Genomic DNA, 25,363 nt, shown 5'->3' with positions numbered 1-25,363 from the left:
GGCACGATGAGAAGTTCGACGACGAAGCAGTTGGCTCCAGCGGCCAGGCACCAGAACACCGCGTTGAGGCGGTGTGAGCGCGGCTGCGCCCGTCGTGCATGGCGCCTGTCTTCATCGGTCGCTGCACCCGCCGAAGGCGACCAGGGATGAGCACATCGCAACCGCCGGATTTGGACGAGCCTGACGCAGATTTCAACTCCTTGCACTGGCTGATCGATCAGCCAGAAGCCGTCGCCGATGAGGACGATGGCGACGGCTTCGAAGATCTGGACCTCTTCGCCTTCGACGACGAGATCCAGTTCGGCTTTCAGCTGGTTCCGCTTCAAAACGAGGCCGAAGAGACTCACGACTCCGATGTGATCTTGTTCACATCGAGCTCAGAGTCGCCATCTCGTACACCGCGACGAGCGGTGACTCATCGCCACACTGCTCTCTCCGGTGAGATTCCCGCCCGATACGGCCACATCCCTGGTGCTACCGCTGACCCGGTCAAGGACTACCTGAAGCAGATCGGCAAGGTCGCGCTGCTGAACGCGGCCGAAGAGGTCGAGCTCGCGATGCGCATCGAAGCGGGCCTGTTCGCAGCGCAGAAGCTGCCGCGCATGACGGAGGCCGAGAAGCGCTCGCAGCTCGGTCGCGAGCTGCAGTGGGTCGCGAAAGACGGACAGCGCGCGAAGAGCCACCTCCTCGGCGCGAACCTGCGACTCGTCGTCTCAATCGCAAAGCGCTACAACGGCCGAGGTTTGGAGTTCCTCGACCTGATCCAGGAGGGCAACCTCGGCCTCATCCGTGCGGTCGAGAAGTTCGACTACACCAAGGGCTTCAAGTTCTCGACCTACGCAACCTGGTGGATCCGTCAGGCGATCACCCGCGCCATGGCCGACCAGGCCCGCACCATCCGCATCCCCGTGCACATGGTCGAGGTCATCAACAAGCTCGCCCGCGTGCAGCTCCAGATGCTGCAGGACCTCGGTCGCGAACCCACGCCCGAAGAGCTGAGCCGCAAGCTCGACATGACGCCCGAGAAGGTCATCGAGGTCCAGAAGCACGGCCGCCCGATACGTTCTTTGGATCAAGTCGTCCAGATGGAAGTCATCGAAGGTGAGCTTCATCCCATCGCGCTCGGGGATCTCATCGATGACCCAAAGAAGCTCGACCCCGCGAACGCCGTGGGCTTCACGATGCTGCAGAAGCAGCTCGAGTCGCTCCTCGACTCGTTGAGCGAACGTGAGGCGGGGGTGATCCGCATGCGGTTCGGCCTGGGCGACGGAGAGCAGAAGACACTCGACCAGATCGGCGACAAGTTCGGCGTCACGCGCGAGCGCATCCGCCAGATCGAATCCAAGACGATGGCGAAGCTCCGCCACCCCTCGCGGTCGCAATCGCTGCGCGACTACCTGGACGACGATCTGTGGCCGGATCTGGGGCTCCACGAGGTTGCAACGCCTTCGCAATCACTGAGTGGTTCACCTCGACCTGCTCCATCCCGTTCTCATCAAGAGGTAGTCAAGCCGAAAGCAACTACGCCGATGCCGTCGGAGCCGGAGGGCCATCCACCAGCCGATCTCGCAATGAGCGAACCTGCCGCGCGCGAAGGAGTCACCCCGAAGGCCGGGACCCGCGCAACCTCGACAACGAGCTCCACCTCATCAGACGGGCGCTGGAGCGCCACGACACTGAATACACCGCAACAAACCGATCTCCCAACCAGCATCAAGCCGACGACGACCAGCCCGATGAGGACCCCGTCGCTGATGGATTCCTACCGGATGGGAACGTCATTGTCTCGAATTGCCAGCGCCACAGGTGGCACTGAACGCTCCGTGGTGGAAGAGGTGTGCCTGGCCCTTCTCGGATACGTTCCGTCCGACATGCCAGGAAGCACCCCACCGAACCACGGACTTCCCTACTCTCTCGAGGACCTCCAACGGATCGTCGAACGCTACGAAGACGGAACCACCATCGAGGCCATCGCGACAGAACTCGACCGGACTCCATTCGCTATCGCCTGGCAGCTCGTTGCGCGGTCCAAACTGAACCCAGGGACGCTGGCGGCTAGCTCCGCAAGTAACGATGCCTCGCTCGGTGATCAATCCGATCAGAAACCCGTGACCGACCGCTCAGAGCCCCGTTCACCGACAGCCTCAGCAACGCTCACTCGCGAACGCGAACGCCCTCGCATCCCCACACTCCGCCAACTCCTCAATCGACGACGGGGGTCACTTTGAACTGGGCCACGCCCGATCCTGATCTCGTGGCGTTCGTCACGGCGCAGCAGACGACGGCGATCGAAACGTACCGGCTCAACCCACGGCTTCTCGATGAGCACGTGGGTGCAGAGGACAGCTATAGGGAGGGCGGATACGGTCGACGCCAGATCGCCGAGCTCCTTCAGAACGCGGCAGACGCACTGACCGAGGCCGGCATGCGCGGCAGGGTCGAGCTTCGGATCGCGGACGGGAGCCTCTATTGCGCGAACGAGGGAAGCCCATTCAACGAGAAGGGCATCACGGCACTGTGCTATGCCTTCATCAGCGAGAAGCGAGACGAAGAGTCGATCGGCCGATTCGGGCTCGGCTTCAAGTCGATGCTGGCGATCACCGACCATCCGCAAATATTCAGCTCGTCGGTCGCGTTCGCGTTCAACGCTCCTGAAATCCCCCGGCTGTTCGAAGGGCTGAAGTCGAGGAGCGGCCGCCTTCCGCTCCTCCGAGTTCCCAGCCTCCTGGACTCCGCTGTGGCGATGAACGAAGACCCACACCTCGCGGACCTTGCCACGTGGGCGACGACCGTGGTGAAGCTCCCGCTGGCTCGAGAAGCCGAGCGAATCCACGCCGAGCTTGCCGGATTCCGTACCCGCTCTCTGCTCTTCATGAAGTCTGTCGATCGTCTCGACATCCTCCTGCAAGGCCCGGATGGAACCCTGAAGTCCACATGCCACCAACGAGCCGCGCAACAGACCGGTAACGTCGTCCTCACCGATCCCGACGGGGTCGAATCCCGATGGCTTTTCGGCGAGCGCGAGTACTCGCCGTCACCGGTCCTTCAGCGTGAGCTGCCGGCGACGATCAGTCGCAATCGGATGACGGTGAGTTATGCCGTTCGGCCGGATGGCGGGAATGAGATCGGTGAGCTGTGGTCATGGTTTCCTCTTCAGGACAGGACGACGGCACGAGGAATCTTCAATGCTCCGTGGCACATCAGCGACGACAGGACGACGCTCGTTTCGGAGAGCGAGCTGAATCGGGAGCTCCTCGGCATCTGCGCCGACCTCTTCCTCGAGGTCGCACCTCGAGCTGCCACGACCGAGGATCCGGCCGCACACCTGGATCTGTTCCCCGCGCGAGGCCGAGAAGTTCGAAGCGATGCCGATGCCGAGCTTTCGATTCGGATTCCTGCACTCGGCCGTTCCCGAGCAATCATCCCCGACCGAACCGGAAAACTCCGGCGACCCGATTGGTTCGACGGGGTACCGATCCTCAATGTTCCCGTCGTGCCCGTGGATGTCGTCGACAAGTGGCTCGGCGTCATCGATCGCGAAACATTTCCGCATCCGAATTGTTTCTCGACGAGCCGAGACCGGTTCACGCGCTTCCGTGCGCTCCTGCGGACGGACGATCGTTTCCCGGCTCGGGGTGAGATTGCAGTCTCGGAATGGCTCGTCGAGTTGGCGACAGCCGACGACGATGATGCCCTGGCGGTTGCACTCGATCTTTACCTCACTCTGGCGGAACGCGGATTCACGCCCGGGCTCATCGACGGCGCGGCCATCGTGCCGACCGAAGGCGGCGATTGGATCAGTCCGTCGAGCGCACCCCTAGGTGCACTCATCCCGGTCCCGGATGCTCCCTCCGCGCCAGGAATCACCTACGTGGCCCGCTGGGCTGCGGAACGTCCAGGCACCAGGAAACTCCTGCACCTGGTGGGATTCCGGGATGTCTCCACTGATGAAATAGCGGTGGCCGTCGGCGCGTCGGTACAGGCATCCTGGTCGTTTGAGGAATGGGCGAGGTTCTGGTCTGCTCTTCGCGACGCGACGCCGCAAATAGCCGCCGAGACTCTCGCGTCCGTCCGCTCGCGCGATATTTCCATTCGCATCTTGACCCGTGCCGGCACCCTGTCCGAGTCCCGCGAGGTGTTCGCTGACAACACATTCGCTCCTTCGGTGGCACATCGTCACGCGGATGTCGGCCTCCAAGATCGCGTCGATCTGCTCATCGCGTCCGGCTGTCTCACCGGTCCTCGTTCCGACTTCCCCGTTCACGAGGAGCCTGTCTTCGACATCTACGCGCAGGAGATCAGGGCCGACGTATTACGGAAGCTCGAGAAGCGCGGGATCAGAGCTCGCCACGTTCCTCGCATGGAGTTGACCGGCATCGGGCCGTTGTCCATCTTCGTCGAACTCGAAGCCGAGATCGCCGAACTCGTCGTCTGGACCCGTGCTGTGCTCGAGAAGCTCGAGGTTCATGAGATGACTCTCGAGGTCCCCGTGGGGGATGGTACTCGCCACGCCGAGGTCCCGATTCGTCGGCCCGATTGGTGGATCGCTCAGCGCCTTGGCCTGGTGATCACGTCGCTGGGTGCCACCCGAACCGCCGATGCCGTCGGCTCTGATCTCGTCGAGTACGCCGCTTTCCTCCCAGTCGCAGCGAAATCCGATGACGTGAAATTGGGCGGCCCCTCCAACCTCGCCAAGATTCCCGACCGGGTCATCGAGGCGTTCCTGGGCAGACACGGCTACGTCGTTCCGAACGTCTCTCGCCTTACGGAAGTCGTCGTCACAGCGGCGGCCCGGTCTCGATTCAGCGGAGTTCCGATGATTCCCGCAGCGACGCGAGGCCAGGTGGTCCTGGCACCGGCCGCGGATGTCGTGCTGGCCGTCTCCAGTGACGACCAGATCGTGCTTGATGAGCACGGGGTGCCGTACTTGGACGGAACTGTCGAGCGGGCGAGTGCGCTGGTGCGGGTGTGGGGTCTCCAAACAAGCGACGTCGCTCTCGCACGAGCTGTCGTAGTACGTGATGAGAGCGAACCCGACGTATTGACCGACCGGTTCCCGAGCCTTCAGCAACGCGCTCAGCTCGGGAAAGCTGTGTTCCGAGTACGATCCAGCCCGGAAATCCTCCGCCGCGTCACGACCCCGACCGGCGAGGTCGAGCAACGGATGTCGAGCGTGCGGTTGGATGACGTCATCGTCGTCGACGACACGCTCGATGACTCCGGCGTCCTCGAACAGGTTTCACTTCGTCTTGGCCTTCGGCTGACGAAAGACGATATCGACTGGATCCTGTCGACCGACGAGACGCTGCGGCGCAACGAGCTGGTCGAGCAGTCGCGCGCCGCCGCCACCGACGTTGATCGGCTGCACCTGCTCATCGGCGTCGATGCCCTTCGGTCGAATCTGCCGAACGGCCTGTTGGCCGCCGTCGAAGCAAAGCAGGGGCAACTTGACGACCGAGCCGTGGCAGATCTCTTCCTCCGCGTCCGCGGTCTCGATTCAATCTGGTGGCTCAAAGATGAACTCCGAACACGTGGACTCAACGTCCCGCGGGAGTGGGAGGGTTCGAAGCAGGCGCAGGCCTTCGTGAGGTCGCTCGGATTCGCCTCCGAGTTCGCCGGACAACGCACCCGGTCGCGACCGGCCAGCCAGCAGGTGAGCGGGCGCGTCGAACTCTCTCCGCTCCACGACTACCAGGAGGACCTCGCTACTCGAATCCGCGACCTGGTTCTGACCGATGACCAGGCGCTCAAACGCGCCCTCCTCTTTCTCCCGACGGGCGCGGGCAAGACGAGGGTGACCGTCGAGGCCGTCATCCGGATGCTCGTCGAGAATGAGCTCCGCGGTCCGATCCTGTGGATCGCCCAGTCGGAGGAGCTTTGTGAACAGGCGATCCAGACGTGGACGGATGTCTGGCGTGCCCTCGGCGACAAGCGACCTCTCGACGTGTCACGTTTCTGGGGCCGCTATGACGTCGAGGAGTCCGCATTCGAACTACAGGTGGTCGTGGCAGTCGACGACAAGATCGCTGCACGAATCGGTTCACACTACGCAAGCGACTACGCGTGGCTCGCGGATGCCTCCCTCGTGATCATCGACGAGGCACACACTGCTCTGACGAAGACGTACACCAAGATTCTTCGCTGGCTCGAGATCACTCCGACGAAGACACCGCGACCGCTTCTTGGTCTGACCGCGACTCCGTATCGAGGCAGGAACGCCGATACGAACAGCCGATTCGCCGAACGGTTTGGACGGAACAAGCTCGAGTCCCTGGATCCCGACGATCCGATCGGTCAGCTCCGGCACGAAAAGATCCTCGCCGAGGTCGACCATTACGTGCTCGACGGTTCCACGCTCACTCCGACCGGAACCGATCGAACCGAATTCCACCGCATGCGCGAAGTGACCAAGTCGATGCTCGACAAGATCGGCCACGATCTCGAACGGACTCAGAGGGTCGTCGACGATGTCCTGCGTCAGGACCCGAATTGGCAGATCATCGTGTTCGCCGCCTCCGTTTCCTCTGCCCACACCATCGCCGCGCTCGTGCGATTGGAGAACCGTTCGGCTGCCGCCGTCGATGGCAGCATGCGGCCGCAAGAACGACGTCGGATCATCGACGCGTTCAAGGCGAACGAGATCCGGGTACTCGTGAACTGTGATCTGCTCACCCAAGGCTTCGATGCACCCGATATTCGAGCGCTCTACATCGCCCGACCGACGTTCAGTCCCAATCGCTATCACCAGATGATCGGCCGCGGCCTCAGAGGTCCACGCAATGGCGGGGATGAGCGGTGCCTGATCGTCAATGTCGCCGATACCTTCGAGGAGTTCGGTGAACGGCTCGCTTACAACGAGTTCGATTACCTCTGGAAGCCCGAATCAGGAGCCGAATAGCGGATCTCATGACTTGGCGATCCCAAGATCCGCGATCAGAGCCGCTCGTAGTACGAGCGGATGACGTTTGCCATCAGCTTTCGACGCTCCTGCAGGAACTCCGGGTACTCCTCCGCGGTCAGGGCTGCAAGGCGCGAGGGGATCGCATTCTCGACGAAATTGCGCTGCAGCTCGTCGGCATCCGTGATCTCTCCGAGCGTGAGCCGGCCAGACTCGATCTGCGCCTCGACCTCGGCCAGGTAGCCTGCCGGGGGCTTGTTGCTGATGCTGATGTTGATCGACGTCTCGGTCAGCGCGAAGTTCGCGACCTGGTTGTAGTCCGCGCGGTCGGGGAACCCGTTCTTCTGCAGATAGTCCTTCGGGACGATGTGATGGATGTCGCCGGACTGCTGGTGCATCGCCGCGATCGTGATGCTCTTCGAGAGGAACCCGCGAACCCCGGTGGCGACCTGAGCAGCGAGGAACGCCTGGAAGAAGGGGCTGACGGTACTCGTCGTCTCGAGGGAGTTCGGCAACGAGACCTGCCAGAAGCCGTCGGAGAGATCGGATTCCTCGATCTGCGTGAGGTACTCGGCGGCCCCCTGCGCGGAGATGCGACGGATGTCCTGCTCCCAGGTTCCCTCGAAGCTGCCTGAGTGTCGCCCGGTGAGCATCGACATGACGAACCAGCGGCGGACGATCCGCTTCCGCTCCCCCTCTGACATGGAGACATCGGCACGGAGCCGCAGGTACAGGGCGTACGCGAAGTTCAGGGCGTTCTTCGAGCCGACCATGTCGGGCGCGATGAATCCCGCGGACTTGATCAGCATGATGAAGTTCTCGTAGTGGTACTTCTTGACGATCTGAAGGAGCGCTGCTTCGAGCTTGTCGTACGCCACGGGGATGCGCGATTCGTCGACCTTGCGCGTCTCAGGATCCCGACCGGAAAGCTCGCTGACGATCGAAGATGCCCTGCCACGACTGAACCCGAGCAGCCCTGCGACACGGATGACGTCGCCGTATGCGGGGTCGTACAGGTCTTCGGCGTCGTCTTTCAACCATGAGATCGCACTGATGAACTTCGATGCGGCGAACTCCGAATCGTTCTCCTGGATGTCGGCGAACGCGTGCGGCGCGACGGCGAGATGGCAGAAGTAGTCGATGAGCTTTCGGAGATTGCGACCGCGATCGCCGTAGGTCGCGATCTTGCTCATCGCGAAGTCGGCGCTGCTGAGCGGCACTCCCTTGGAGTTGATCCTGATGAAGATCTCGGAGACGGTTTCGACGTCGAGGTCGTCGGCCAGGGCGATGATGCCGATCTGCGCGTTCTTGATGCCCTCGAGCCGTGCGATGTTCGCCTCGACCGCGGCATGGTCGATGTTCGCGTTCGCCTCGAAGTACGACTTCACGAATGTGTAGGTGGAGTTTGCGGTGAAGAGCTCGCTGATGTCCGAGATCCACTCCGGATTCTTCGCGATGACCGGTGTCAGGGTCGCGAATTCCTCCGTGACCGGATTGAACGCGATCGTGATCCGGATCTGCTTGTAGCGCTTGTTGATCACCTTCAGACCGGCGACCGCCGCGCGGAGCGCGGTGATGCGCTGCTGCCCGTCGATCAGAATCTGCTGGTGAGCCGCGACCTGACCGCCCTTCAAATGTGCGCCGACCGACTGCCAGGTGATCAGGTACCCGACCGGATACCCCTTGTACAGCGAGTCCATGAGGTCGCGGACTTTTACGCTGTCCCATACGAATGGGCGCTGAAGCTCTGGGATCGCGATGTGCTCGCGTCGCACGTCTTCGAGCAGCTGGGTGACCGCCGATTGGGTGACTTGATACTTCGCCATCGTGATCCTCTTTCTCATCGGCCACGCTCATCGACGCTCAGGCAGACACCGATGCGCCGATCCCGGGTGCTGCAGAGCGATGCGACTCAGGATATCCGCGGCTTACTCTGAGCGGAGGAGCAACTCCGACGGCTTCCCCTTCCAGGTCACGACGAGTTCGTCGCGGGCCCGACTGGCAGCCACGTACAACAGCGACCGCTCACGCAGCATGACATCGGCCCGGTCCTCGGCCGCGACGCCCTTGAGCGACCACGACGTCGGGAACGATCCCTCCGAGATGTCGAACAGGATGACGCGCGAGAACTCCATGCCCTTCGCCGTGTGCATCGTGAGAATGACGGGGCGGTCCCCCACCTGCTTCGCGGTGCTGAGGATCGTACTGGCGATTCCGTGGTGATCGAGGGCGTCGTGCACGTCTTTGGCCGCGTTGTTCGAGGTCGTCAACACCGCGATGGTGGCGCCGTCGACGCCCGCGTCCAGCCAAGATCGGACCTGCGTGGCGAGCGCCGCGAACTGCTCCGACGCGGATGCCGCCGTGACGGCGACCGGCTCCGGTCCGAGCCGTGACGAGCGGTATCCCGCCACTCCTTCTTCACCACCCTGGGCATCGATGAAGGTCCCTCCTTCGAGCAGCCCGAGGGCGTAGCGGAGGTTCTGTTCGGTCGTGCGGTAGTTGAGCGTCAGCCTGCGTGATCGGCCGACGATGGCGATGTCGAGGCGCGAGAGCACGACGGGTTGACCGTAGATGCGCTGGTGCGTGTCGTCGGCGATGAACATGTCGTCAGGCCCCGAGGCCGTCACGGCGCGAAGGAACCGCCAGTGCGAGGGCGTGAGGTCTTGCGCTTCGTCAATGAGGATGTGGTCGGCGAATGTGCGGGGTGATTCGCCGTCGGCGCCCTCGAGCCACGCGGCCGACACCGATGCGACTTCGGCGTACGACAACCTGTTGGCGATGCGCGCATTCTTTCGATACTGCTCGACGACCGCCCACACCTGGGCGCGCTTCGCTCGATCGAGTGCCACGCCGCGCCCCGGACGCCGAACCGTGAAGTAGGCGTCCTTCGTCACGATCCGGTTGGCGAGGATCACCTGCAGGTACTCGACTGAGAGGAAGCTCTTCGAACGAAGCGCCGCCGGCAGATCGACGTCGGCGTCGTCGACCGCGTCATCCCAGCCGGAGTCGTTCGCGACGACGGCGCCGCGCGATTCGACGACTGCGCCGAGCACGCTCTGCGCGGCGGCGCCGAACCCGGTTCCGGCGGCATCGCGCACCGCGGCGACCAGCTGGTCGACGCCTCGCACGAGCACACCGGGGTCCCCGGGTGCCGACGCCTGCGCGATGTCGGGGTCGAGGCGCTCGAGATCGCGGCGGAGGTTGTCGGCAAGGGCTCGCGTGTACGTCGTGAGCACGACCCGGTGAGTCGGATGCTGCTCCGCGAGGTGCTTTGCGCGATGGAGCAGCACGACCGTCTTGCCGGTGCCCGCGCCGCCGGTGAGGCGGAACGGCCCCTTGTACGAGCGCGTGGCGTAGCGTCGCTGGTCAGGGTGGAGGAACACCCGCCATGCGCCGAAGTCGCCTCCGTCGATGACGCGCTGCAGTTCCTCCTCGCCTTCGATGAAGGTGAACTGCATCTGGGCGGCCGGGTGCTTGAGCGCCTCGACGAGTCGTTCGTCTTCGGTGCGATCAGGCTCGGCGACCTCGTCGGCGACGGCCGGCTCCGCAACGACGGCGTCGTCGTCGGCCTCGGTGATGCCGAGCGACTCCTTGATCTGCGAGATGGCGAGGTTCATCGCCATGCCGAGCAGCACCCCCGACTGCCACTCGTTCTCGAGGTCGCTCGCGAACGCGAGGAGTTCGTCCTCGGTCGCGGCCGCGAATGCCTCGGCGGCGAGATCGGCCGGAAAGCCGAACTCGTCGGTGAGGTCGGCGACGAAGTAGCTCTTCTCGGTGAGGAACGACGATGGCGCGGCCTCGGCCTCGGCCTGTGCCGATTCCGCCCAGACCTTCGGCACTGCCGGTGCGGGTGCGTCGACGGCCGGCTCGGCCTCGATGAGTTCGGCGATGCCGTTCACCGGATTGATCTGCAGCTTGCGCGTCCGCGCCCGTTTGATCGCCTCTTCGTGCTCCCAGGTGCCTGCGTACACGTAGGTGCGCTCGCCGGCGAGCGGTTCGAGGCAGTAGAGCACCGCCCGCAGGTGGATGTCCACCCGCCCGGTGCGCGCTCGGGAGTCGAGCGGTTCGTTCATCGGCTCGATGTGCAGGCCGGGGAGCGTGTCGTCTTCGGTCAACTTCGAGAGGAACGACATGATCTTGGCACGAACGGCCTTCTCATGGTCTTGGCCCTTGAGCTTCGTCATGATGAGGTTGGGCATCGGTCGCCTTTCAGAGCGGTCGTCGGTCAGACGGAGGTTTCGAGGGCGGCGGCGATCGCGGACGCATCGGCCGGGACGACCTGCCATCCTGCGGCCAGCAGGTCGTGAAGGTCTTCCTCGGCGAAGTCGAACCCGGAGGCGACTCGGCGGTCGCGCCACGCGAACGGCACGGGGATGCCGTCGGCGACCTCGATGCCGAGCTCGGGCACGGCGACTCCGCCGATCTTCGCGAGCTCCCGGATCAACGCCTGTTCCGCGAGCGTCGCCTGCGGCAGCAGCGCGCCCCATTCGACGGAGATCTCGTCGTCGAGCACGACGTCGGCGGGCCCGATGCCCGGCTGCGGCGCCGGGGCATCCGTCTGACTCAGCGCGAGGATGCGTGCCGTGTCCACGTCCAAACGCGCACCGAGCAGGTTCGCGAGCTTGAGCCACAGCCGCCACGCATCGATGAATCCGTCGGCGGTGATCGTCGGAGCGCGGTCGTCGAGCATCGCGACCACGTCGGTCTTGCCCGCTGTGATGAACCGCGTGGTCATCGCGAATGCTCCGAATCGAAGCTGCCAGCTCATCGGCGACGTCCCGCTCGACGCGCCCGCACGGAGCGTCTCCGCCGTGAACTCGACGAGCGAGTGCGACCCGGCGTCGACGAGCCCCGCGGCGGGCAATCGGGTCAGCATTGGCAGCGCATCGGCGATGGTCTCCCACCTCGATTGCGCCTTGTCGGGGTTCTGCATCCACTCCATGAGTTGGGAGACGGGGTTCGCGAGCACGTGATCGAGCGCCGCGAGCGGCAGGTTGTACATGCCGAGGAAGTCGCCGGCGGCCGCCGGGTCGAACCAGGCGGCCTTCGGTTCCGGTTTGCCGTCGCGCGCACGGATGAGCTCGTCCCAATGGATGCCGAGCACGAGGTATCCGTCGTATCGCGCGAGGTCGCGCTTCTTGGCGTCGTCGGCGATCCGGTTGTGCTGGGGCGTCGCATGGAACGCGAATCCGTCGGTGTAGATCGCGATCGGCTTGGCGCCGCCCCCGAACTGCTCCAACACGAAGTCGGGTGTGGTGTATCCGAGCTCGACCTGCGGCCGCAGCATCCAGATGCGCCGGTTGCCCGGGAACGAGACCTGGATCTTGTTGCCCTTGTCACCGGGGATCTCTTTGACTCCGGCGCCGAGCGCCTTCGCCCGGTCCATGAACACCTGTCGGAAGAGCTGTTCGATGACCGACTCGCCGACCTGCACCCCGGGGTCCTGACGCGTCACGACCCACTCGGTGGGCTCGCCGTCGTGCACGCCGAGCAGCACGGCGAGGCTTCGTTCGGCACTCGCACGCGAGACCCGGTCGGATGCCGCGCCGGGGGCATACGGCAAGAGGCACCGGTGACAGGAGGAACGCCCCTCGGTCTTGCACGGGCAGTCGCGCACGGTCTGCCAGGCGACCGTGAGCAGCTCGCGCATCTGCGTCTCGTCGGCGAGTTCGGCGAGATAGCCGGTCCCGCCCGGAACGGAGTCGTGCACGAGCAGCGCCGGCACGTTCTCGGTCCCGTCGGTGAGCACCGGCTCGACCGTCTCGACGATGCGCAGGTGGTCGGGGTCTCCTCCGATCACCTCTCGAAGTCCGCGAAGCAGGGCGGCCGACAGGCTTGGAACGGCGAGGGTGTCGCCGATGGTGAGTTGCGGCGGCAGACGCAGGAGAATCCCCTGTGTCGTGAGCGTTCGACTGAGCGCTAGCGACGTCGTGTTCTCGGTGGTCGCGTCGCGCACGGCGCACCAGGGCTTATGCTCGCGACGCGAGTTGGTGTTCGCCTCGCCATCGAGCTTTCCGCACACGGAGCACACCCTGAACAGCGGCGCCTGGCGTTCATCGCCCGCGATGAAGCGGGTCTCCCCGAAACCGCCGACGCGGCCGAGGTTCAGCCAGCGCACGGTGAGGTCGCGCAGGTAGGTGACGCCGAACGCCTCACCTTCGACGTACCAGGCGTCGGTGATGCCGGTCGGATCCACGTCGGCGGCCACCTGCATCACGAAGCGCTCGCGCCGACGCTCATCGCGTCCGTCGCTGATGGATGCCTCGTCGCGCCGCACCTCGGCCGACACCTGTTCGAGCTCGACGACCTGCAGGTGCTGGGCCGTGTCGGCGATGCCGGTGCTCCCGCACCGCGGGCAGGACGTTCGGAGGGCTTCGACTGTTCCGTGGTCGTATCCGTGTCCGCAGGCGGGACAGAACGACCAGGTGCGCACGGCCTCACCGCCGCTGCCGAGATCGATGGAGTCGATGCCGATCTCGAGGCCCTGAGCGTAGAACACCGCACCGGGCGCGAGTTCGCTGATCGCCACGCCGGCACCGCGCTCGTAGCTGAATGCACGATCTCGATATTCGAGGCTGTCGGGGTCGATCCAGCTGAGCGCGACGTCGAGCCGCACCGAGTCGTCGATGAGCGAGTAATTCGGCAGCAGTCCGAATCGCTCGAGCGCGGAGACCCAGTGCTCCGACCGCAGATCGGCGAGCTGCTTCGTCGCCATCGCATACGACGCACGAGCCGAGCGGTACTCGCGCTTCTCGTCGTCGCCGGCCGTCGGGTGGTCGGCGGCGCGCTTGAGCTCGTCGAGCGAATCCGCAACGGCGTCCTTACGATGGCGCACGAGGTCGACCTGCTCGGTCCAGCGCTGCACGGCGTCACGTACCGCCGTAGCGAGGCGGCTCGAACCCGCATCTTCGCCGGGCGTCGCCCACGCGCGCAGCGCGTCACGAGCCCAGGTGCTCAATGCATCGACGGGGAACGTCGAGAGGAACGACTCGACCCGCTCGAGGTGCTCGGCTTCGGCATCCGCGACGATGTCGCCGAGCAACGTCCCGGGCTCCGAACTCTTCAGCACGTCTCGAGCCTGCCGGGGCGGGTCGGCGAGGTCGGCAGCCCGACGGTCGACGAGCGCGGCGAAGTACTGCCGGCGCAGGATCTCTTCGGCGTTGAGATACGTCGCAGGAGGGCGCACCGCTCCGTTGATCACGGAGAGTGGTTCGCCGAGCTTCGGCAACTGTTCGCCGCGTCCGGTGACGAACGCGAGCGAGAGCGCATTGCCGGTGAGTCGACCCGCGCGACCGACGCGCTGCAGGTACGACGCGACCGACCTCGGCAGACCCGCGAGCATCACGGTCGACAGATCGCCGATGTCGATGCCCATTTCCAGCGTCGGAGTCGCGACGAGCACATTCGGCGTATCGGGATCGGCCCCGGACGACTTGAATCCGTCTTCGTAGGCGAGCCTGGTCTCGTCATCGAGCAGGCTCGTGTGCTCGCGGGCGACGACGCGACGCATGTCGCCGTCGTTGTAGAGCGTCCGGTAGTAGTTGACCGTGGCTTCAGAGCTTCGCAGCCGCCCGGGGCATCGAGCCGACGTGCACGGACCGTCGACGAGTTGATCGATCACGGTCGTGCTGCCGGGCACGGGGTTCTGACAGACGTCGCACACCAGCAGATGGCGCCCGGCTTCGAGGTCGGTGAGTTCGACCGGGTGCACCATGACGGATGCCGCGGCCAGGCGGTAGACGGTGGCAGCCCCTGAGCCGATCGCCGTCGACGTGATGACCCCCTCGTGGTCGAGCTCGGCGAGGAGCGCGCGTGTGAGGTGCGCTCCGACGCTCGCGGGGACGCCGAGCACGTCGCGCGCCCAGACGGCGAACCAGCTCTGGCTCGAGTTCGCGACGTCGAGGTTGCTCTTCTGGCCTCGACCCGCGCCGGCCGCGACGCTGCCGACCCGGGGAAAACCGGGGGCATCGCGACCGTCGGGGAAGGCAGGCATGCCGACGCCGCGCGGGCGGCCACCCCAGAGGTACCAGCGCCTGCCGTCGTTCTCGATGTACTTGCGGAACCACTCGTGGTCGATCGCGCCCCGATCGCGCATGCGCTCGAGCACCCCGCGCACCCACCGCACGACCGTGTCCTTCGGCACCTCGGCCGTCGGCTCCTCGTCGAGCGGCTGTGCCCGCGAGTACCCGGTGAGGGCGGCGCGGCCGATCGCGTCGAGCTTCGCCGCTGCGCCCGCGTTGACCTCGGCGGCGAGGCTGCCCGTGAGTTCGAGGGTGCGGCCGACCCTCGATTGCAGCCCGAACTCCATCGTGAGGTCGAACAGCAGTCGCTGCCGCACACGCTCCTCGACGTTCGGGTCGACGTCGGCCGCCCGTTCCGCCTCCCAGAACTCGCGGAAGTTGTCGTGATCGACGATCTCGGGTGCGAGCAGTCGATACCGCGCGGATCGGTCGTCGCCGGCATCGCTGAGCAGCAGTTCGACGAGCTTCGGCAGGTTCGCGGCGCGGGAGCCGATGGCTCGGCGGATCGCGTTGCGCAGTGAGAAGACGTGCGATCGGCTCTGCACGAATCCCGCGCGGTGCGCGGCATCCTGCACGCTGTCGGTGAAGACGAGTGCCTTCTTTTCCGCGGTGTCGAGCCCTGCCTCCCCGAACAGCGTGGTGACGGCCACCGAGAGCATGGTCGCGATGGCGCTGCCGAGAAAGCGGATGCCGTCGGCGCGTCCGCACGACGGACAGTCGTCGTTCTTCGAGCCGTCTTCGGCGTCGACGCCGGTGAGCACGAGCACCGGCAGCACGACGGTCTCGTCGCCGTCGTCGGCAGGCGCCTGGTCGAGGATCATCCGGTCGCGCACATGGAACCAGCGCAGTCCGTCGACCTCGTGGGGGCTATCGAGGCGCGCCTCCTTCGGCGCATGGATGAGGGCACGGAACCCGCGCTCACCGTGCAGGTGGTTGCCGCGGACGTCGACCTCGTCGTGATCGAGATAGCTGCCCACGGGCGCAAGCTGCACGCCCCATCCGCTTCGGCCACAATGGCGGCAGTACACGGCGGGGAACGCGGGTGCCGCTTCAGCATCCGCCGCGTCGGTTTCGATCATCCCGTCGTCGCTCCACCGGAATCCGACGACGGGTGCGGCCTCCCGGTCGATCCGGGTGAGGGCCCGCACCCAGAGATGCAGGTCGATCGAGAGCGCGGCGCGCTGCTCGATCGCACGAACGTGGCTGAGGGCGCTGAGCAACGTGACCAGGAATCGTCGGCGAATGACAGCCCGATGCTCGTAGGTCTCGTCGGCCGCGAGTCCGGCGGGGAGCATGGCATCCGCGAGCTGGTCGATCTGGGCGGCATCCGTGGCAAGCTCGGTCAAGTTGTGAATGATCGGATGCGCACGAACGAGTGCGAAGACCTCGGCTCTGGTCAATGTGGCCGACGCGACAGCATTGCCGTCTTCTCGCTCATAGAGCGACGCGACGATGGCGGCCGTCATCGCGTCGAGGTCTTCGGGACCTGCTTCGTCCAGCGACGCGAGCACGTCTTCGACGAGCGGCGTGCCTACGGGCTTCGCCCGGAGGCCGAGCCTCGTCACGACCTCGACGGCGTTGCCGGCCCATTCGTCGTAGGTCATGCGTGTCTCGGTGACGACGGACGATTCGTCGAAGTCGTCGCCGAACACCGTGCGCGCGAAGTCGATCATCGCGCTCGGGTCGCCCTTGTCGCCGAGGGTGGCCGACGTGGCGACCGCTGTGACGTCGCCGAGCGGCCGGGTGGTCGTCGTGCTCGGGGCGGCGTGAGCGCCGGCGGCATCCGATCGGAATCGTTCAAGCGTGAGCCCCAGGCGACGCAACAGCATGGCCACATCGGTGCCCTGCGCCCCGTCGTACGTGTGGAACTCGTCGAGCACGAGGTACTGCAGGCTCTCGGCGCTCTGCTTCCACAGCGGCTGGTCTTCGGTGCGCAGCAACAGCTGGTCGAGCATCTTGTAGTTCGTGAGCAGGATGTCGGGCGCCTGCGCCCTGATCGCGGCACGGCTGGTGATGAGTCCGTCGGTCGTCACCGAGGAACGTTCGGCACCGCCTTGGCCGGTGTAGATCGCCGCACGGATGCCGCGGAGTTCGTCATGAGTCGTCAACAGCTCGGTCAGGCGTCGGGCCTGGTCGTTGGCGAGGGCGTTCATCGGGTAGAGGATGAGGGCCTTCACGCCAACGACGCCGTCGCGCTTGGCGCGCAGGACGTGATCGAGGATCGGATGCAGGAATGCCTCGGTCTTTCCGGACCCGGTACCGGTCGTCACGAGCGTCGGCAGCGGTCGCGGTTTCTCGGCGGACAGATTCGCGCTGCTCAGCCGGTCGAACGCCGACGCCTGGTGACCGTACGGCGTCGGACCCTCGTACCAGTCGAGACTCGTACGCCACCCATCGACAGCCGGCTGGAACGGAAGCCTCACCCGAACGTACGGGCCTCGAAAGATACCATCACGAGGGTCGTCGAGGAACGACTCGAGCGCACTGCTCGCATCGCTGTCGGAGAGCGCGAAGGTGGTCGTGAGATACCCGAGCAGGCTCCGGCGAACCTGTTCGGCCTCAACGGAGGGCAGGAGCTCGCTCATGACCGTTCCTTGAGGATCCGCTCGAAATGCGCATACGCCTGTCGCATGTCGGCTTCGCGATCGAGCGTCACGAACGGCAACTCGTAGGTGTAGTCGATACCTGACCCCGGATGCGGCGAGGTGCGTTCCTCCGCGGAGATATCGCCACCTTTCTGCCGCCAGACGGTGAGAACGGAGTTCGGCACGAGCCGACCGTTCGCATCATAGAACGTCGAACGGTGGTCGTAGCCGTATAGCACTGCGAACTGGGTGCGATAAATGGTGTTCAGTTCGTCTATCGATAGGCCAAGAAGGAGAGCGACAATCGCGTCCAACTCGACTTGGGCCTGAAGCCTATCCGACGCGCGACGAAGGGGAACCTCTCGATGCCAGCGCACCGAGGGGGAGCATAGTTCTGGCCGTTTCTCATATGACAACCCGCCGGACCACTCGTCGGCGCCGAACCCTTTGGAGTAGTTTTCTGCCCAAAACTCCGCGTAGACGTCAGCAACCGCGTTTAGGCGAAGCCAGCGATGAGCGAGCTCGGGTTCGAGCGTGGCACCTCGGACCAAGGGCATCCGGTCGATGGTGCTAAACAGGATCTCGGACTTCGGCGCGACTCGCACCAGGAAGTCGGAGACCAACGAAGAAAGGAAGGCCCCGACCACCGGCAGCGCCTCGGGACTTGTTAGCGATGCGGCCGAATAGACAGGGTGCACATGTGCAGCACCCTTGGGGATCAGTGCCGTCACGAGGGTGCGTGCTCCCGTGTTCGCCGCCATTCGCCTCCAGGCGATACGGAAGTGGTCACGGGCGGGCTCACGGTCAGGACCCCAGTGAGTGTAGCTGGCGTCGTACTCTGCCGGCGGTTTGGCAGGCTTGTACGCGGTGACCGGTAGCGCGTCGGGCGCGAGCGCCTCAAGGTCGACGGCCGACCAGTCCTGGTTGTGCAGCATGGTCGGGTTCGGCGACTTGTAGTACGGATTGGCGACGAAGAGATGCGGCCCCTGAAGGATCGCGTCGCGCCATGACTCGACTTCACCCCAACGAACCTCGAACATGCCTTTCTTGCGATCGATGCTCTCGTCCCATCCTCGAGAGAACTCCAGCCCGAGAGCGCCGATGCGCGGCGCGGCCGAGAGTTTGCGCAGCACCTCACTCGTTGCCCTGTTAACGGCATAGACCATTCGCGCTTGCCTCACGGGCACCGCGTCGCTTTCAAGCACCGCGTGCCAGGTCGCGAGGGCCTCATCCGTGACCATCGTGATCCGCGAGGCGTGGGGTCGGAGATCCCACTTGCCATCGCGGTCTTTTAGCCCGGGCTCCTCGCCGGATCCGTCGTGACGTAGTGAGGCCACCACGGTCTCCGGGTGGTAGAGCGACGTCGCCATCAAGAAACCCGGACTCGATTTCGCCCCGTACACGTGGACTCCGTACGAGACATGATGGTCGATCTCGAACAATGACAGCTCGTTCACGAACTGCCAATGCCGGCGCAGTCGCTGGTACGTTGCGGCCCGCAGCACGCCCGCTTTCTCATCGGTGAAGTGTGTTTCAGGGTGGATGAGTCCGATGACCCCACGTGGGCTCTGGCGGTTCCACGTTGCTTCCATGAAGCAGCGGTAGAGATCGGGCTGGAGCCCCGCCAGATGCGGATACACCGTCGGGTCACCGACGAAGGCCGCGGTAACGGCGACATCCGCGGTGCCGTCGATGACGAGATCCGACATGCCGGGGAGCTCCAATGTGAGCGCGCGTTTCCCCGCGATCTGCGATTGCGTGGGCTTCACGGCCAGCTGCCACCACGGATCGCCCTCGGCCAGCAGCGCGTCGACATCGCTCCGCGGCCGGACCCATGGCGGGTTTCCGACCTGCAGGTCGAATCCGCCGCGCTCGAACACGGTGGCGAAATCGAGTTCCCAGTGGAAGAACCCCTGCTGCGCAGCAATACGCTCGACTGCTCCCAGCCACGGTGTCGACGCGACTAGGTCGGCGACGCCTTCGGCGCTCGCGAAGTCGAGGTTGTCGCGCTCCTCCTCGTTGAGCTCCTCCCAGCCACCGCTCGCGTAGGCGAAGGTCGTCTGTCCGAAACGGGCTGCGACGCCCTTGGCTTCGGTGTGCTCACCGAGGATTCCTCGTAGGCCCGCGATCCACTCGTCGAGCGAGGGCGGCGTGGCGCCCCCCGTCAGCGTGTCGGTCAGCGGCCAGAACCACATGGCGTTCCAGGCGTCCATCACGCGGCGGAGGCGCTGGAACGCGCCTTCGGGATCGTTCAGCTTGCGTTCGATCTCCGCGCGACTCACCGCTGCACCGCTGGCTGTGTGACGCTCTGCACTCTCCCAGAGGGGAATGTCGCGCCGAGCCTCGCGTTCGGCGATCGTCAGCCGGCGAAGCGCGAGCTGCCAGAGCGCCTCCACTCGATTCGAGAGGCTCGCCAGCTGATCGAGCTGTTTCTTGGTCGGCTTGGCGAAGATGGACTTGCGCCACCCCCTGAGCCGCGCCAACGCCTCGGGAGCGAGCTCTTTCGCCTCCTTCGCGTCGACGGCGGACCCCCATCCGGCGGCCGGTAGCAGGAAGTGGTGGATCGCACCCGCGGCGCCCTCGGCGAGACGGCCGGCGGCGATGTTGTCGGCGAGATCACGAACAGACACCGGCCTCGGCGGATCCTTGAGCCAGGACTTCTTGTTCACCTGATCGCGGGAGTAGACCGCCCGACGAGAACCGATGAGCGAATTGCCACGCTTCAGGTGCAGGCCGAACCATGGCGCCGAAAGTCCCTCCACCATCGTGTCGAGCCAGAGCGAGATCTCCGCCAGCTCGACAGCGGTCGCATTGAGGTCGACGCCGTAGACCTGGTGCAGGGCGATCGAGGCCTTGACCCGCTGCAGCTCGCGGGGCCGCTGCTCGGGATCGACCTTCTTACCGACCTCCAGCTCACGGCGCTTCAGGTACTCGTCGGCGAGCTGGCGCACCGCCTCGATCGCGAACGCGCCGGACCCGAGGGCCGGCTCGCAGACCGTGAGCTCGAGGATCTCGGCCGCCGTGGTCGTGTGGCCGTCCTGGTCGAGGAGCTCTTCGAGCGACTGGCTGACCACGAACCGGGTGAGCACTTCAGGCGTGTAGTACGAGGCCGACTGCTGACGCTCACGGCCTGCAAGGCGGTACACGAAGCTGCCGCGCGGGTGCAGCACTCTCTTCACCTCGCCGGTCTGCGGATTCTCGGCCCGAACGAAGTCTTTTCGCTCGATGCCCTCGCTGCGGTCGGTGGGGACGACCCACGACCCCTTCGACGCGTCGCCGTCCTTCGCCACCTCGAACAGATCGGTCTCGGCGAAAAAACCCGTGTACGACATCAGGCCCTCGTACACAGCACCGAGCTGGTTGATGCCGAGATCGGAGTAGCTGATGAAGCCGCGGTCCCGACCTCGCTGCTCCTTGCTCAGCAACAAGTGCGCGAGCACCCGCTGCATCGCCTCGTCGCCGAGCCCGACTTCGTCGATGTGCGCCGTCGCACTCGATAGGAAGAGGTCGGCGGTCAGGCGATTGAACACCAGGCCCTCGGGCAGATCGGATGCGGCCGCGGCATCCGATGCCGTCGTCACCGCGGCATGGCCGCCATCGACCAGGCGGAAGAGCACGCGCAACGACCCGTGCAGGTGGGTGCGATCGGCGGCGTCACCGGGCAGGTCGACGAGCACGAGCTCGCGCAGCCGATCGAGGCTGTAGCCCTCTTCATATTCGCCGCTGCCGACGGGCACGACCTGCAGCTCGGGCGAGGCCTCGGCATAGAGCAGGAACAGGATGCGATAGAGGTATCGCAGTGCCTGCTTCGCGAGCGGCTGCGCCTCACTCGACGGCAGCGGTTCGAGACGACACATCGCTCGACGGCGCACGACCTCGTTCGCGATGATCTCGATCGAGGACCGCACGCCCTCGCGCAGGTCTTTCGAGACGCCGACGGTGTGCTTGATCGACTCGTCGAAGACCGTCGCCCACCACACTGTGCCTTCAGCGTCGGGCAGCAGCGACTCGGCGGCGATGCACGCGAGGGCGCGATCAAGCTCGCCGCCCTTCTTCTGGTCGTTGCGGTCGACCGCGAGTTGCAGGTTCACGGCGAGGTAGCGCCCCTCGGCCCACCGCTCACGTTCGGCGAGCAGCACCCAGCGACCCGCCAGCACCAGGGCGAACGCAGGACCGTCTTCATCGGCGAACAGCACTGAGAGCAGTCGCGCGGCCGACGCGATGGGATGCTTCTCGTCGTCGATCGGCGCGAACGGCTCTGACAGCGTCTCCGCATCTCGCTGCAACAGATCGTCGATCTCTGCGACAGGCACGGCGTCGACGATCGCCACGTGGGCCGGCTCATCGAGCCCGCGCTGGGTCACGAAACCGACCGGGCCGCGCTGCTCGAGCTCGTACAGGCCCGAGGTGAAGCCGAGGCTCTGCTTCAGCAGCCGAGCGACACGGGCGGCGGCATCACTCACGACGCCGGCTTCCTTGGCGACCGTCTCTTCGAGTTCTGCGAATGCGTTCACCAGCTCACGGTGCGCCGACGAGAACACGTCACGCGCCGAGGTCTCGCCCGCGTCGTGCTCGGCATCCCACGTCTTGCGTCGCTGGGTCACCCTCGCCTGAAACGACTGCTTCGCGGCATCCGTGTTGAAGTAGTGCTCGCTGATCCACTCTTCACCGACGATGAAGGCATCCGAGGCCATTCACTCCACCTCTTCCTGGGGAACCACGAGCAACAGCGGGCGCACGAGACGTCGGTTCGGCTTCATCGATGCGGCGATCGCGCGCTCCTCTTCGACGGTGACCCGGCGCTGCTTGAGATCGCCGCGCTGCACCAATGCGTCAGCCTCGAGCTCCCACTCGGCGACCCGCTGCGACCACGCCTCGATGTTCTCCTCGATGCTCGTGGCCGAGGCCTGTGCGAGTTCGGCGACCAGGGCGTCGGCGTGGCGGACCGCCGGTGCGACGAAGGCCTGCAGTGCCTCGATGTCTTGAACGGGACCGGGGTTCGACAGTGTGCCGGTCAACCCGATCTCGTCGAGGGCGGACCTGGCGCTCGCGTGGGGCTCGACGAGGACGAACTCGGGGTTCGCCGCATCCGGCATCGCCGCAGTGAGGAACGACGACGCGACGACCTGTCCGCGATTGTTCGTCAACGTGCCGATCAACAGCACCGTCGGATAGTCGACGTCGCTGCGCACGACGAACACCTCGTTGCGCCCGAGCTTCGCGAGCGCCCGATCACTCGCCCATTCGAGCACGGGATGCAGCGGACCGAGGTAGTGCGCCTCGGGCCACAGAGAGTTGCTCGACCGGTCATCGATGGCCCGTTGCAGCACACTGCGCGCTTGCGTCTCGGTCACGGCGAGCTTGAGGTGGTCGGTGACGTGCTGGTCGCGCAGATAGCTCTGCGGAAGCACCGCGAGCCGCTGCACGAGATCGGGGGGCGGCGTCATCTCGACGAGCCCGTGCGCCGCGTGCCTGCGATAGTCGACACCGCCACCGCCGCTCGCGCCAGGCGCCGCACCCGGCGTCGCATAGACCTCGTCGAGCGCCGCGGCGAGGTAGGCGTCGTCGTTCGCGTACAGCCCCGACGAACCGTCATCCGACGATTCCGGCGTCTGGGTTGTGCTCTCGGCGGGCTTCTGCGCGGTGGCGAGGAGCAATGCCAGCCACGGGTCATCCGCATCGTTCTTCACGACGTCGAGCCCCGGCACGATCTCGTCGATCTCGGCGCCCTTCGCCAATGCCTTCGTGATCGCGTCCTCTTCGGCGGCCACGTCGTACTTGCCCATGAGCGAAGCGACGTCACCCAGCGCCGCGTGCGCCTCCTGCTCGCGCTCCATCAGGCGCGTGAGCACCCGGATGTCGCCCGCGAACCGCTCATTGCTCGGCTTCAGCAGAATCGTGGTGATCTGCGGATCGTGCCGCTGCCCGTACCGGTCGATGCGGCCATTGCGCTGCTCGATACGGATGAGGCTCCACGGGATGTCGAAATGCACGAGCTCATGGCACTGCGAGTGCAGGTTCACGCCCTCGGAGGCGACATCGCCGGTGACGAGCACGCGGATCGGCGACGACGACTGCTTGAACGACTCGACGATGCGCTGCTGCGCCTGATCGTCGAGCCCGCCGTGGAGCACCTCGATCTGGTCGGCCTTGAGCTTCAGATCCTTCTGGAGTTTCGCACGGAGCCACTTGAGGGTCGGCACGCGCTCGGAGAAGACCACGGCGCGCTCGGTTCCGGTCGGGCCGACGCCGATCTGCTTCAGGTAGGCGACGAGTCGGTCGTATTTCGCCGAGGTGTCGTTCTCGGCTTCAGCTGCGAGCGTTGCGAGGCGCTCGAGCGCCTCGCGTTCGCCGCGCTGCTTCGTCGTGAGCTCGGTGCCGAGCCGCTTCATCCGCTCGCTCGCCGTTTCTCGAAGAGCCGCGGGCGAGGACAGGAACGCCTTGGCGAGGGTCCAGGGGAACAGTCCCTTGTTGTCGCCGGAGTACGGGCTCCCGCCGTCATCGGGATACAGCCACACGTCGGAGAGCTCGTCGGCGATCTCGTTCTCGATCGGACTCGCGTCGACGGTGAAGTGCTGCAATTCCTTGCGCTCGGCCCAGTCGCTGCCGACCTCACGGTCGACCTCGGGACTGTGCCGATGGCGCCGGATCACCAGACGCTGTAGTTCGTTCTTGTCGATGTCGCCGTCCGGTGAGACCGCGGTCGGCTCGAGCAGGCGGATGAGCTCCGCGAACGACTCCTTCTTGCCGTTGTGCGGGGTCGCGCTGGCAAGCACCAGCGCCTCGGTGTTTCGGGCGAGCAGGCGCGCGAGCGCGTTGTTCTGCGTGGCGCCCGTGATGTTGTGCGACTCGTCGATCACGACGGCATCCCACTTGTGCTTGCGAAGGTGCGCCCGGTACTTGTCCTGCTTCAGCGTGTCGATCGAGATGATCGCACGCTTGTACAGGCTGAACGGATTGCGCGTCGCGGGCAGCTTCTGCCGCACGCGCTGGATGCCGACCGAGTCGAGGCGCACGAACGGCAGCGCGAACCGCGTCCACATCTCGTACTGCATCTGCTCGAGCACGTGCTTGGGCGTGACGATGAGAATCCGGTCGCCGCGGCCGCGCCGCGTCAGCTCGGAGAGGATCATGCCGATCTCGATCGTCTTGCCCAGCCCGACGGCGTCGGCGATGAGGATGCGCGGGCGAAGGTTCGCCGGGTCGAGCGCCTGTCGGACTGCCGACTGCTGATAGCCCAGCGGGTCGGAGAGCATCCGTGTGCTCACCGTCAGGCCGGGCTCGCTCAGCGGCACGGGTGTCTTGCGGAGCGTCGCCTCGAGCCACAGTTTGGCCTGGCGGTAGCCGGGCGAGGCATCCGCCTTCAATTTGGCCTGTGCCGGGTCGAGCACGCGGATGTCGTCGAGGTGCTCGTAGAACGACGCCGTGGTGTCGCGCACCAGCTCGGAGAGCCCCTGGACGCGGATCAGCATGCCGTCTTGGGTCTGCGTCGCCGAGGTGACGACCCAGTCGGCGTCGCGGACCGTGACGAGGGAGCCCGGAGCGACGTTGAGAGTGCGCTCGACCTGGGCGACCGAGGATGAGGGTTCGGTCGGCAATCGATGCTCCTTCGTGGCGCTGTGCAGGCCCTCGATGGGCGCCACTCGATGCTATCCGTCGGAGGCTCGATGGGGCGGGATGAACAGGCCCAGACCCCTGGACGGGGGGTATCTGCAAACGCATTCCGGGTGGTTGCCTTGCAGGGAAACTCCGCTCCAACAGTCGCCGATCCGTTCCATGTCGGTGGGCATCCGTAACGTCTGTCGGCTGGTCATCCGACGGTTCGCGGGATGCTCGGCCCCGGGCTCCACATTCCGGGT

General features: G+C 65.5%; 6 protein-coding genes and 1 pseudogene. 2 read left to right on the top strand and 5 right to left on the bottom strand.

Translation table 11 applies throughout. The features are described 5' to 3' along the window. Window positions 1–98 precede the first annotated feature (98 nt). Window positions 99–1,403: pseudogene (locus ASE68_RS16015) on the top strand (RNA polymerase sigma factor); the annotation flags it as partial. Between the two features lie 851 nt (window positions 1,404–2,254). Beyond that, on the top strand, window positions 2,255–6,898 hold the full coding sequence (locus tag ASE68_RS16010; protein ID WP_055861976.1) for a DEAD/DEAH box helicase: 4,644 nt from the start codon (window positions 2,255–2,257) through the stop codon (window positions 6,896–6,898). 35 nt (window positions 6,899–6,933) lie between these two features. Here ASE68_RS16010 and ASE68_RS16005 read toward each other — a convergent pair whose 3' ends face one another. From ASE68_RS16005 to ASE68_RS15985, 5 genes are all read right to left on the bottom strand, one after another. Then, window positions 6,934–8,724: a DUF262 domain-containing protein gene (locus ASE68_RS16005; protein WP_055861973.1), complete on the bottom strand. Its 1,791-nt coding sequence runs from the start codon at window positions 8,722–8,724 to the stop codon at window positions 6,934–6,936. A 102-nt stretch (window positions 8,725–8,826) separates the two neighbouring features. Beyond that, a complete protein-coding gene (locus ASE68_RS16000) occupies window positions 8,827–11,097 on the bottom strand; it encodes a 3'-5' exonuclease (RefSeq protein ID WP_055861970.1) in 2,271 nt (756 codons plus the stop codon). A gap of 26 nt (window positions 11,098–11,123) precedes the next feature. Beyond that, a complete protein-coding gene (locus ASE68_RS15995) occupies window positions 11,124–17,504 on the bottom strand; it encodes a DEAD/DEAH box helicase (protein ID WP_055861966.1) in 6,381 nt (2,126 codons plus the stop codon). Further along, complete coding sequence (locus tag ASE68_RS15990) at window positions 17,501–22,198, bottom strand: DNA methyltransferase (protein ID WP_055861963.1); 4,698 nt, start codon at window positions 22,196–22,198, stop codon at window positions 17,501–17,503. The genes ASE68_RS15995 and ASE68_RS15990 overlap by 4 nt, the downstream gene beginning before the upstream one ends. Next, window positions 22,199–25,102, bottom strand: coding sequence for a helicase-related protein (locus tag ASE68_RS15985; RefSeq protein ID WP_055862589.1), 2,904 nt, complete (start codon window positions 25,100–25,102; stop codon window positions 22,199–22,201). It abuts the gene before it with no gap. Window positions 25,103–25,363: the final 261 nt, after the last annotated feature.

It is taken from the genome of Agromyces sp. Leaf222 (assembly GCF_001421565.1).
Classification (GTDB): Bacteria; Actinomycetota; Actinomycetes; order Actinomycetales; family Microbacteriaceae; genus Agromyces.
The sequence above is the reverse complement of the archived record's forward strand: the minus strand, read 5'-3'. Positions and strand labels throughout refer to the sequence as shown.